This window comes from Myxococcus vastator (assembly GCF_010894475.1).
GTDB lineage: Bacteria > Myxococcota > Myxococcia > Myxococcales > Myxococcaceae > Myxococcus > Myxococcus vastator.
The window spans coordinates 1-11993 of sequence record NZ_JAAIYB010000254.1 but is presented as its reverse complement, the minus strand read 5'-3'; the positions used below and the strand labels follow the sequence as shown (position 1 = coordinate 11993).

11 protein-coding genes are annotated in these 11993 nt (G+C 69.4%); 5 read left to right on the top strand and 6 right to left on the bottom strand.

Annotated features, from left to right (window positions below; all coding sequences use genetic code 11):
• Positions 1-159: 159 nt before the first annotated feature.
• Positions 160-1677 (bottom strand): ricin-type beta-trefoil lectin domain protein, encoded by a 1518-nt coding sequence (locus tag G4D87_RS23235; protein ID WP_240358516.1) that lies wholly within the window; start codon positions 1675-1677, stop codon positions 160-162.
• A 276-nt stretch (positions 1678-1953) separates the two neighbouring features.
• Entirely contained in the window at positions 1954-2211 is a 258-nt protein-coding gene (locus G4D87_RS23230) for a hypothetical protein (protein WP_163784400.1), read from the bottom strand.
• Positions 2212-2688: 477 nt separating this feature from the next.
• On the opposite strand from G4D87_RS23230, the gene G4D87_RS23225 reads away from it, so the two are divergent.
• The 4 genes from G4D87_RS23225 to G4D87_RS23215 all read left to right on the top strand — a co-directional run bounded on the left by G4D87_RS23225 (position 2689) and on the right by G4D87_RS23215 (position 7347).
• A complete protein-coding gene (locus G4D87_RS23225) occupies positions 2689-4176 on the top strand; it encodes an aKG-HExxH-type peptide beta-hydroxylase (RefSeq protein WP_163784399.1) in 1488 nt (495 codons plus the stop codon).
• Positions 4173-5630, top strand: a complete 1458-nt coding sequence (locus G4D87_RS23220; protein WP_163784398.1) for an aKG-HExxH-type peptide beta-hydroxylase — start codon at positions 4173-4175, stop codon at positions 5628-5630. The genes G4D87_RS23225 and G4D87_RS23220 overlap by 4 nt, the downstream gene beginning before the upstream one ends.
• Positions 5627-5779: a hypothetical protein gene (locus G4D87_RS38995; protein WP_176410444.1), complete on the top strand. Its 153-nt coding sequence runs from the start codon at positions 5627-5629 to the stop codon at positions 5777-5779. The genes G4D87_RS23220 and G4D87_RS38995 overlap by 4 nt, the downstream gene beginning before the upstream one ends.
• Before the next feature lie 116 nt (positions 5780-5895).
• On the top strand, positions 5896-7347 hold the full coding sequence (locus G4D87_RS23215; RefSeq protein ID WP_163784397.1) for an NAD(P)/FAD-dependent oxidoreductase: 1452 nt from the start codon (positions 5896-5898) through the stop codon (positions 7345-7347).
• A gap of 22 nt (positions 7348-7369) precedes the next feature.
• On the opposite strand, the gene G4D87_RS23210 is transcribed toward G4D87_RS23215, so the two are convergent.
• The 4 genes from G4D87_RS23210 to G4D87_RS23195 are packed head-to-tail and all read right to left on the bottom strand — an operon-like array spanning position 7370 to position 10529.
• The gene (locus G4D87_RS23210; RefSeq protein ID WP_240358515.1) at positions 7370-7822 is read right to left on the bottom strand and encodes an acyl-CoA thioesterase; all 453 of its coding nucleotides are present in this window, start codon (positions 7820-7822) and stop codon (positions 7370-7372) included.
• Entirely contained in the window at positions 7743-8819 is a 1077-nt protein-coding gene (locus tag G4D87_RS23205; RefSeq protein WP_163784396.1) for a YheT family hydrolase, read from the bottom strand. Before G4D87_RS23205 ends, G4D87_RS23210 begins: the two co-directional genes overlap by 80 nt.
• A complete protein-coding gene (locus tag G4D87_RS23200; RefSeq protein ID WP_163784395.1) occupies positions 8812-9534 on the bottom strand; it encodes a hypothetical protein in 723 nt (240 codons plus the stop codon). Before G4D87_RS23200 ends, G4D87_RS23205 begins: the two co-directional genes overlap by 8 nt.
• 2 nt (positions 9535-9536) lie before the next feature.
• Positions 9537-10529 carry a fatty acid desaturase gene (locus G4D87_RS23195; protein ID WP_240358514.1) on the bottom strand — a complete coding sequence of 331 codons (993 nt, stop codon included), beginning with the start codon at positions 10527-10529 and terminating at the stop codon, positions 9537-9539.
• Between the two features lie 365 nt (positions 10530-10894).
• Between G4D87_RS23195 and G4D87_RS38990 the strand changes: the two genes are divergently transcribed.
• On the top strand, positions 10895-11993 hold a 1099-nt coding region (locus G4D87_RS38990), incomplete at its 3' end, for an AAA family ATPase (RefSeq protein WP_205507693.1).

The window sequence follows — 11993 nt, the reverse complement described above, 5'->3', positions numbered from 1 at the left end:
GAGCAGGGAGGGGGCCATGGGGATGTCCTCCGGTGAGACGGCGCGCCTGGGCTGGCCGGCCCAGGCGCGCTGGAGGCCCTCAGCGTGTCACGCCCGAGCGGCCCGCGGTGCCTGAATCGCCTCCAGGCACCGAGGTCGCTCGTTCAGGCGACAGAGGGTTTAGCGGTGCTCCCACTTCTGGTTCGGGTTGCCGGTGCACTCGTAGATGATGAGCCGGGCGCCGCTGGCCGTGTTGTGGTTCACGATGTCCACGCACTTGTTGGCGTGCACGCTGACCAGGTCGCCCGCGCCGCTCAGCACGAACTGCTGCGCCGGGTTGCCGCTGCAGTTGGCCAACTGGATGGCCGCGCCGTTGGCCGTGGAGGCCCAGGCCACGTCCATGCACTTGCCGCCCGCCTGCACGGTGCCGTTGACGAACGTCCACCGCTGCGCGTTCGTGCCATTGCAGTCCCACATCTGGAGCTGCACGCCGTCGGAGAAGTTGGAGTTGGGCACGTCGATGCACTTGCCGTTGAGGCGCGACACGAAGGCCCGTCCACTGCCGCCGCCACCGCCCGTCGTGCGGAGCGTCAGGCCGTAGGCGCCCAGGATGGGGTTGACGGGCTGGTAGAACGTCTGCGGGTTGCTATCGGAGCACGTGCCCGCCACGCCGGACGTCACGCCCTGGGCCTGGTTGCCGGAGATGACGGAGCCGCCGGAGTCACCGCCGGCCGCGCAGGCGTTCGTCCTGTGGAGGCCGTACACGGGCCCGACGGAGTAGTTGACGGTGATGTTCTTCGCCTGGAGCACGCCGCACCGCCAGCCGGTGGTGTAGCCGGAGCGGCAGATGGAGGCATTCACCGGCGCCTCCTGGGAGCCCGCCACGGTGACGTTGCCGCCGCTGTAGTTGTTGACCCACGGCTGCGGCGTCCACGAGCCATTGGTGGCCACCCAGCCGTAGTCGGCGCCGGGCCAGACGGAGCCACGGATGGTGCCCAGGGCCACGCCGTTGTGCCCCGTGGTGGGCGTGCCCGCGCCGCCGCAGTGACCGGCGGTGACGAAGCCCCCGTTGACGGGGAAGCCCACCGAACAGCGGTAGTTGCTGAAGTAGTACGGGTCACCGCCGCGCAAGTCGTAGGCGGGCTCGGGGGCGTGGCTGGAGGCCACCACGCGGAGGCTGCCGTCCTTCAGGCCCGAGCTCCTCGCGATGAAGGCGTCCGCGCGCAGCTTCGTCTGGCTGGAGGCGTCCACGTAGACGACGACGCTGTTCGTCGGCAGGTCGACGTGCCAGGAGTGGATGGCGGGCGAGAGCGCCTGGACGTTCTGGTCCAGCTCCGCCTTCACCTGCTCCAGCCGCGCCAGGCTGCGCGCCACGCGCACGGTCCGCACCCCGGCGACCCGGGCCTTGGCGAGGCGGGACTCGTCGGTGACGCCGACGATGAGCTGGCCGCCCTCCGAGTCGAGCCAGGCGCCACCGAAGGCGTCGCCCAACTGGTCACGCATCGTCTGCTCCAGCCCGGGCGCCTTCGCCTCGAAGGACAGGCGCTGGTGCACCTGCTGCTCGGTGAGGCCGAGGTCTCGGCGCATCGCGGAGACGATCTCCGGCGACACCTCGTTGGAGGCCTCGGCGGCCATCGGCAGGCCCGTCAGGGTGGCAAGGCCGGCGAACATCACCGCGGTGGAAAGCCAATCAGACATTCGATTCATGGAAGTAGATGGGGTGTTCCCGCGGCAGAGCGAACGCCAGGGCAGGGGACAGCGCCTGCGCGTGGGAGTGAGAGGGATTCCCTGGCGTGATGTGGAGTCCGCATGAGCATGCGGCATGCCAGCGCGCGTGCAAAGACTTCCAGGGCGAAGGAGGTGATGGCGTATGCCCCTCTCGCAATTTTCTGACGGACAGGTGGTGACAGCCGTCCTCAGCTGGTGACAGGTGTTTCCACCCGTCCGTCCGTCAGTCGGAAGCGGTGGCTGGCCTCAGTTGCAGCAGTACCGGTGGGTGGGGCACACGCTGCCGTCGCTGCAGACGAAGACGCAGTAGCTCTGGTTGTAGTCACAAATCATGTCCTGGCGGTTGCGGCAGGCCGAGTCATCTTCGACGCTACAAGGGATGATGAGCTCCTGGCTCGCCTCGCCGAGCGCGGCCTCCGCTTCCGGCGCTTGCACGCCGCCACAGCCCCACAGCCCACACGACAGCACCACCGCGAGTCCCGCGCTCCGCATCCAGGTCGGCATCGTTGTCTCCAGCGTTCGGTCCCGTCCATCGGGACGTGAGCGCAGTCTAGTTCAGGAAGCTCCGACGGCACCGGTGACTCACGCATCCGTTTGATAATGGATGTGTCATCGCCTGGGAATTTGGCAGCCACACCGGAAGGGCTTTCCAGGAGGCTTTGGGAGTCTTGTGGGAGGACCGCGCGCCATGGAGACCGGAGTCGCTGTCACCCCCACGTCATAGGCTGTCGGGTCATGCATGACCGGGCAGGCGGTTCCGCGCAGGGCCAGCCAACGCAACGCGTCTTCATTAGTGCACTGAGACAGTCTATTTCCAGGCTGAGACGCCTGATTGCGCGCGGAAAAAAGCGAGGGCAGCGCGCTGTTTCGGCGTCTTGTGCTTGTGATAGGCGGCGTGGGTTGATACCTTGAAGTTCCGAAATGCTGTTTATGCCGGGATGGCCGATTTATGATGAGTCTGTCATCCGAGGAGAGAGCAGCGTGCGACAGATTGAGGTCATCCGGCAGCTCGACCATCGGTTCCAGCATCAGGTGCCGTTTGGAGATTCGTCGAAAATCGTGTTGCGTGTCATCGAACGCTACAAGTTCGTCCTGGAGGTGTTGTCGCGCCAGGACGCGCGGCTGCGGGCGCTGACGGAGCGTGTCGAGGCGCTGGACACCGCGTCCGTGAATGTCTTGTTCGGTGACCTGCTCGTGCGCGCCGCGCTGGAGACGGCCATCAGCAAGCTGGAGACGACGGGGCCGGTGGGGGCGGTGCGTGACACCTTCCCGGGGCTGCTCGGCGAGGCCCTGGATTCGCTGGAGGAGGGCCGCGGCGTGTCCGTCGCGCGCAAGGCGATGGGGCGTGACTTCGCGGTGGGGCCTTCGGGCCGCACGTGGGTCTGGGACCTCCCGGAGACACCGTCGCGGGTCGGGGACCTGCTGCGCGACAGCATCCGCACCGGGTTCATGCCCGGGGCCCGGAGCAGCGTCGAAATCATCCGCCCGACGCCGCGCATGGTGGAAGGCCTGGAGCGGGCCTGTGAGCTGCTACGGCGGCTGGTGCCGGAGATGGCGCAGAGCGTCTTCCTGCACCTGCACTGCATCGCCGTGGCGAACATCCGGGGCCCACGCGGCCGGATGCTCACCGGCTCCGGGGGTGACGGCACGCCGTGCATGATTTTCATCGACCCGGACGAGCTGGAGAACCCGTGGGACACGGCGGGCCACATCCTGCATGAGGCCATTCACCTCAAGCTCTCCGACCTGATTCGCACGGGCGCCATCGTGACGGATGACGACCCGGTGGAGCTGCCCTGGGGACGGCGGACGGCCCTGTCCAACAGCGTCTTCGCCTACCACGCGTACGCGCACATGCAGGTGTTCCGCGAGGCGGTGAAGCACCTGGGGCCAGACTGCTACGCGGAGTTCGGCGCGCCCCGTGACTACGACGCTCCGGCCCACGCGATGTCGGTGGTGAAGAACGACGACAAGCCCTACTCCCGGGCCGAGGAGCGGCTGGCGTACCTGCACTCGCAGCTCTCCGGCCCGCTGTCGCCCCGGGTGACGCCCTACGGGCGCGAGCTCGTCGCGTGGCTCTGGGACACGGTTCGCCCCCTGGTGGACGGCGTCACTGGTGACGACGTCGCTCCGCGCGCCGCGGCCGCCACGCCAGCGCCGCCCCGCTCCAGCCGGGCGCCGTCGTCGGTGCGCTACCGGCAGGGGCGGAACCTCTCGCTGCGCCGCTCCCCGGCCTCGGAGGTCCTGTTCGCGCTGGACCCGGCGTCGCGGAAGATTCTCACCCTGAACCTGTCGGCCTGGCTCGCCTTCGAGCTGTGCGACGGCAAGACGGAGGAGGAGGTGCTCTCCTCGTACACCTCGTCGCTGGGGCTGGGGGCCGAGCGCGCCTGGGCGCTACTGGCGCCCACGCTCAGGGGCCTGGAGTCGAGCGGGATGATTGAGCAGGTCGCCGAGGGAGGTGCGCCGTGACGAACGTCCTGAGCGTCGTCCAGGCGGCGGACCGGGCGTTGTCGAGCCACCCCGCGTTCGGGGACTCGCCGCGAATCCTGGCGAAGGTGCTGACCCGCTATCGCTTCGGTGTGGAGCTCTTCGCGGAGCGGCTGCCCTCCCTGTCGCGCGCGGTGGCCGCGGTGGAGGCGCTCAGTGACGCCGAGGCGCGCCGCGTCTTCTTCGACCCGCTCGTGCGCCTGACGCTGGAGCAGGCCTTCTCCGACCTGGAGGCAGGGCGGCTGACGTCGCCCCACCCGGTGGAGGAGATGCTGCCGGGGGCGCTGGAGGCGCTGCCGCTGGGCCTGTGCGAGTCGCGCATGCCGTCGCGCTGGCAGGTGGGCTCGGCGGTTCCCAAGTGGCTGTGGGATGTGGCCCAGCCCACGGATGCGTACTCGCGGGCGCTGCATGCGGCGTTCGACGGTGTCTTCGGCGCGAAGTCCAAGAGCGGCGGGACGCTCCTGAGTCCGCAGGCCAAGGCGCAGCGGACGCTCAATGACTCCATCGAGCTGCTCTCCCTGCTGCTGCCGCACTCGGGCGCGAGCGCCCTGACGCACGTCGAGGCCATCGCGCTGCTCAGCGCGAAGCTCGAAGGCGGCACCGTCCTGTCCGCCGCGGGCGGCGACCTGACGCCTTCCACCATCTTCCTGGCGTTGGAGGAGCTCGGGAACCCCTGGGACATCGCCGGGTGTCTGCTGCACGAGGGGCTTCACATGAAGCTCTTCGACGCGACCCGCTCGGTGGCGCTCATCGCGAAGCCGGAGGAGACGGTCCAGGTCCCCTGGCGTGACATCCGGTGGACGAGCGTGCGCGCGGTGTTCTCCTATCACGTGTACGTCCACCTGGCGCTCTTCAAGGCGGCCGCGCTCACGGCGGACCGCGCCCTGACGGAGCGCTTCGGAGACCCGTCGTCGTACGTCTCGCGTCCGCACGCGACGTCGGTGGTGAACAACGACGGCGCTTCACCCTACGGCCGCTCGGTGGACCGGGCCCGCTTCCTGGGAGAGATGTTGCTGACGGAGTGGGCGCATCTGCTCACGCCACAAGGACGCGACTTCGTCCGGTGGCAGCGCGAGTCCCTGGCGCCCGTGGACCGCGCGCTCTTCCTCCAGGACGCCAGACCCCAAGCCCCTGAGCTGGCGCGGGCCGCGTACCGCAAGGTGGACGGGCTGCGGGTCCGCCCGTCGAAGCAGGGCGAGTGCTTGATGGTGTTCTCACCGGCCGCGCCGCGCATTCACTGGCTCGACCTGAATGCGTGGCTGATTTTCGAGCTCAGTGACGGCAGGACGTACTCCGACATGGAGCGGGCCTACCTCGAGGTTGTCGGCGCGAGAGTGGCCCCGGACGAAGCGCGCCGGCAGTTGCGTTCGGGGCTCGAATCACTAGTACGCAGTACCCTCATAGAGCCAACACGGCAGCAAGGAGACGTGGCATGAACAACGGATCGCAGTGGCTGGAGACCGTGAAGAACCTGGTGGCCGAGAAGGACCTGCTCCAGGAGCCGAGCGTGACGTGTGGGTCCAGCGCGGAGCGCCAGTGGTGGCCGCCCTACATCGTCAACGACACGTCCAAGAAGGAGGACTGACCTTCCGTAGGGTCAGTCTGAAGTCCTGAGGGTCTGCCCGCCGTGTCCGCGCTCCCATCGAGCCGGATGCGGCGGGCGCTGTGCCGTATCCCCATGCCGCCAAGGACAGCGAGCGAATGGACACCTATGACATCGTGGTGGCGGGCAACGGCGCGCTGGGCCTGGCGACCGCGCGCGCCTTGACGCAGGTGGACCCCCGGCTGCGCATCGCCGTGGTCGGTCCTGTCAGCCGTCCCGCGGGCGCCTCTCCCGCCGCTGGGGCGATGCTGGGTTGCTACGGCGAGGTGACGGCGCCCTTGCTGCGCACCGCGCCGGGCCGCGCGAAGCATGCCAAGGGCGTGCTCGCCGCGCGCCTCTGGCCTTCGTGGCTGGAGCAGCTCAATGGCGAGCTGCCCGAGGACGCGCACGTCCACGTCCGCCCTGGCACCATCGTCTTCAGCAACGCCAAGTCCGGGACGATTGAGGACGAGAACTTCATCGCCATCCAGCAGGCGGTGAAGGACGAGGACGCGCCCCACGAGCTGCTGGACCCCAACCAGGTGCCGGGCCTGAACCCCGCGGAGGACTGCCGGCCCAAGCAGGCGCTGTTCCTGCCCCGCGAGGGCTCGGTGGACGCGAGCCGCCTGCTGCGGGCGCTCACCCTGTCCCTGGAGCAGTCGCCGCGGGTGTCCGTCGTGGATGGCGCCGTCAAGGCGCTGGACATCCAGGGGGGCCGCGTGACGGGCGTGCGGCTGGAGGATGGCCGCGCGCTGAGCGCCGCGCAGGTGGTGCTCGCCATGGGCGTGGGGACGCAGGCGGTGCTCGACGAGCTGCCGGAGTTGGCGCGGCGCATCCCCCGCATCTTCAGCGGCGGCGGGACGTCACTGCTGCTCCAGGTGCCCCGGACGTCGCTCCAGCACGTGGTGCGCACGCCGAACCGGGCCTTCGCCTGTGGCCTTCATGGCATGCCCCGCGGGGAGGGCCAGCTCTACTTCGGCGCGACGAACATCCTGATGGCGCGGCCGATGCTGCGCACCACGCCGGCCGACATGTACTTCCTGCTGGAGTGCGTCCTGGAGCAGATTGACCAGGACCTCTGCGGCGCGCAGCTCGTCGCCTGGCAGGCGGGGAACCGGCCCGTCACCGTGGACACGTGTCCGCTCATCGGACCGACGTCCGTGGAGGGACTGTGGCTGCTCACGGGCACGTACCGCGACGGGCTGTTCCTCTCCCCGCTGCTGGGGCAGCACATGGCGCGGCGGATGTGCGGACAGAGCGGCCTGGTGGCCGAGGACTTCCCGCCGGAGCGCAAGCCCATCTCCCTCTACACGCTGAAGGAGGCGCGCGCGGAGGCGCTCAAGCACTACCTGGCCATGGGGTGGGAGCATGGCATCCGGCTGCCCAAGGTGGGCTGGCACCGCGCCTTCCCGCGCTTCTACCAGCAGATGCTGGACTCGCTCTACGACGCGCTGGGGGAGGAGGAGTTCGTCATGCCGCCGGAGCTCCTGGCCATCGTCGACAGCAACCGCGCGGCCATGGTGCCCTTCTTCCGCAACTACTACGCGGAGGTCCGCAAGGCCTGGGCGTGAGGCGGGCCCAGGCCCGGGGCGCTCAGCGGCTCTCCGCCACCGCCCGGTTCTGCCGGGCCGTCACGGCCTCGAGCACCGTCGCCGGAGGGACGACGCCCTCGCGCCCGAGCAGCACCGCGGTGGACTCGCCCTCCGCCACCACCTTCCCGCGCGAGAGGAACTGGTGGGTGGCGTAGAAGTACTTCTCGTCCCAGCGGGTAATCGACATGGACACCGTGTACTTCTGGAACGGACGAAGCGGCTTTTTATAGTCCATGGTGTGGCGCACGATGATGGGCGCCCACTTCTGCTTGAGCATGAGCGCCAGCAGGCCCGTGCGGATGAACAGGTCGACCCGGCTCAAGTCACAGACGGTGAGGAACCGTCCGTTGTTCATGTGCAGGTTCAGGTCCAGGTCATTGGGCAGGACGCGCTGCTCCAGCGTGCTCGTCAGCGCGTCCACGCGCATCTCCGGCTTCCAGAGCGAGGAGAGCATGACCCACAACATCCTGAGATAGAGATTCATGTGCTTCGGACGGCTCCTGCAGGAAGAACGAGATGAGCCGGGCCGGCGGGTAGTACCCCAGCCCGGAGGGACGCTGATACATGAAACCCAGGTGCCCGCCATGCGGCGTCAGCTCCAGCCGCACGTGCTCCCGCAGCGCGCGCGCGTCGGGGAGCGTGTCCCGGGCGACGAGCGGGTCGTCCTCGGCGTTGAGGATGAGGAAGGGCACCTCGATGCCCGACAGGAACTGCTGGCTGCTGCACCGCGCGTAGTAGTCTGGCGCGTCCTTGAAGCCGTGGAGGGGCGCGGTGAAGACCTCGTCGAAGGCCTGGATGCTGCGCATCCCGTTCAGCGTCCCGACGCGTGAGGCGAACTCCGGTAGGTGGGCCTTGAGCCGCGCGACGCGCTTGTACGAGTTCAACACGCGGAGCTGGTAGAGCTGGTTGATGCCCTCGCAGGCCCGCCGGGCCGTGCTGGCCAGGGAGAACGTCAGGGACACGGCCGCCGCGGCGGACAGGTGGCTGGCGTGGCCCGTCTCCGCCAGGTAGCGAATCAACATGCTGCCGCCCAGGGAGAAGCCCACGCCATGGAGCGGCGTGTGGGGCTCCTGCTCACGGATGAAGCCCACCAGCCAGGCCAGGTGGTCGGTGAAGCCCGCGTGATAGAAGGGGGCCCGCCGGTTGGGCACGGCGCCGCCCCGGTGGCACAACACCGCCGCGCGCAGGCCGCGCAGGGACAGCTCCGACAGCAGGCTGCGGACGTAGGTGGCGTCCTGCGTGCCCTGCATGCCGGGCAGCAGGATGAACAAGGGCCCTGGCCGCGTCCGGTTCAGCCAGTACACGTCCACGAAGTCACCGTCCGCCAGCTCGTGGCGGAGGTGCTCGGTGAGCACGTCGTGACGGCGCCGGTCCAGGTGCGGGACGACGGTCTGCACGTGGGAGAAGCGCAGCCACCAGGGGACGTGGAAGGCGTTCGCGGGCTCAGCCATGGACGGTCCGCGCGGGGGCCTCTTCGGGCAGCGGCATGCCCACCTCGACCATGACGGACAGGTCCTTCTCCGTCAGCGCGCGGGTGCGCCGCCGCACGATGTCCGCCCCCAGCACCAGGTTGAAGTTGGACACGCCGCCATAGCGGTGGTGCAGGAAGTGGTTGCGGTAGACGGCGCGCATGTAGCGGGTCCGCAGCAGCCACGCCAGCCACCGGGGCGCGGTGCGCTGTCCTTCCTCGAAGGGCAGGTGCAGGTACGGGTGGACGAAGTGGCTCATGAACGGCGGCAGCAGCAGCGTCACGCAGCCGGCCAGGAAGGCGATGGGCTTGAGCGTGAAGTAGAACACCGGGAAGAAGATGACCAGCGGGGCCACGAAGACGAAGACGCCCTCGCCGTGCAGCCGGGTGGCGAAGGCGCCGTTGATGATGGTCCGGCCGTGCTTGCCCCGCTGGAGCAGCTCCTCGGTGAGCTTCTGCTTCTCCTCGGCGCTCCGGAACTGCGTCACGTGGCTGCTCCGGAAGGTCCTCACGTGGTGGATGGTGTGGTGGGAGAAGTGCGTGTTGATCATCGGCCGGAACAGCCGCGGCGCGCGGTTCCAGAAGCGCACCGCCTTCGGGCGCGCGTCGGACACGTACTCGTGCATGAAGGACTCGACGTATGAGGAGATGACGTACCCCAGCGCGAGTCCGAGGAGGACATGGACGTAATCAGGCATGTTCAGCGTTCCTCGCCGGAGAAGGTCAGCAGTCGGCCCAGCTGACCTGGCGGCTCGATGGAGGGCGGGGAAGCCAGGGGTGTCCTGGCGTGGCCCGCGTGGACAGAGGGGAAGCCCGTCATCCTGCCGGTGGCCTCGTCGTACACCTTGAGGCGGAAGGCACGCACCGAGTCGCGCAGGCCCAGCTTCACGCCCTCGTCGGCCAGGCCGTGCTGCTCCATGTAGCCGCGCAGCAGGTAGTTGGGGAGCTGGGGCTTCAGGTGATGGACGTGGTGCAGGTTGATGGCGCCGACGAGCCACTCGAAGGCGCGCGGCAGCTTCAGGTGACTGCTGCCCTGGAGCGCCGAGCCCTTCAGCGACCACCTCGCGCGGGGAACCCAGTAGGGCCGCTCCACCTGGTGCTGCACGAAGAAGAGCCAGATGCCCAGGCCCGCGGCCACCTGGGTGATGATGAGGTGCACCCCCAGCCACCGGGGCCAGTCCCCCAGCGCGAGGAACGCGAGGTGGACGGCCACCAGCGCCAGGTTCGTCACCAGGATGGAGCGGCGCTCGGGCCCGCGCTCCTTGGGGACGATGCCCGGCATGCGGAAGCGCAGCAGGAACTGGAAGATGGGCCCCACGCCCAGGAGGATGGCGGGGTGCCGGTACAGCCGGTAGCGCAGGCGCTGGGCGGGCTTGAGCGCCAGGTACTCCTGGGTCGTCATCGTCACGATGTCGCCCACGCCGCGCCGGTCCAGGTCGCCGCTGGTGCCATGGTGGACCAGGTGCATGGCCCGCCAGTACGCGTGCGGCGCCAGCGTCAGCATGCCCAGCACCACGCCCACCCGGTCATTCGTCACCGGACGCTGGAACAGCGAGCGGTGGGCGCAGTCGTGCTGGAGGATGAAGACCCGGACCAGCACGACGCCCGCGAGCACCGCCAGCGCCACGCCGCCCGCCAGGGATTGGGCGAGGACGACATAGCTGGCCCCCGCGAGCAGGACATAGGCGCCCACGCATCCCACGAGCTGGACCCCGCTCCGCCAGGGGCTGGGCCGCCAGTCCTGGCTGGCGGAGACGGACGTTGTGTCTGAAGTGGAATCAGGTGGCATGACTGTCACGAGGCAGCGCCCCTCCCCCAGGTGCGACTCTTTCGGAGATTTCGGACATAACGTGCGTTGATTCTGGAATCAAGAATCTCCGGGAGCATGTCCACTTGACGTCAAGAGCCGCCTTGAGGAGGGGCGTCACGTCAGGTCTCCGGCGGGGGACCTGGTGGGTGACACGGTTTCGCGTGGCATGCGCGGAGTACGGGCAAACATAGAATGCGAGCGACATGCACACGTCATTGCGCCAAGGGACTGTGTCTCCTCCTCTCTTCGTGGGGCGTGCGCACGAGCTCCGGCGTCTGGGGGAGATGCTGCGGCGGGTGCGGACGTGTGTCGTCTATGGCCTGCCGGGGGCAGGGAAGTCCGCGCTGGCCGCCGCGGTGGCGGCGCGGCACCCGGGGACGGTGGTCCACCGGCGCCTGCGTCCAGGTGACTCGCTGGGCACGGTGGTGGACGACCTGCGGCGGCTGCTGCGGGATGCCCCCGTGCAGCAGGCGCTGTCGGATGAAGCCCGCCTCGATGACCTGGCACGGCAGGCCGACGCGAGCGAGGCGCTGTGCGTCGTCGATGACCTCCAGGTGCTGCGGCCCGAGGAGCGCGCCGCGCTGCTGGAGGAGCTCGGCGGACGGCTGGCGCGGGGGGCGTTGCTGGCCACGTCGCGCGAAGCCGTTCCCCGGCGCGCCACCAGCCCGGACCGCTTCGAGCTGCGGCTGGATGGCCTGACAGAGGCGGCGGCGCGCACGCTCTGGCGTCAGCTCGACGCGCTGTATGGCGCGCATGAGGGGTTCGAGTACGCCTGGCGCCGCTCCCGGGGGCTGCCGTTCCACCTGCGGCGGGCCCACGCGGGCGACGTGGAGGGAGAGGAGCCGGTGCTCAAGGCGCTGCTTCAGTTGAGCGCGGATGAGCGGCGGCTCGCCTCCGTGCTGGCGCTGAGCGAGGCGCCCCTGTCCTCGGAGGTTCTGTCGGGCCTCTTCCCGGAAGGGCACCACGGCGAGCTGCTGCGGCGGCTGGGGGCCCGGCTGCTGGTGGAGGGGGACGCCCGCGGACGCCACGGCATGCACGACCTGGTGCGAGACGCCCTGGTGTCGTTGCTCGACACGGAGGAGGTGCGCGCGGCGCACGTGGCTCTCCTGGAGCTGCTGCCGCGCGAGGAAGTGCCCGTGGTGGTCCGGGTCCGCGCGATGAGCCGCCACCTTCAGGCCCTGGGGCGGCACGTTGAGCGCGTGGCCTTCATCGTGGCCAGCGCGGAGCTGCTGGTGCGCCATGGGGCGGCGGGGGAGCTGCTGGCGTGGCTGGATGCGCTCCCCGACGACGCGCTGACCCTGGACGCGCGGCTGGCGCGGGGACGGGCCCTGGTGCGGCTGCTGGAGG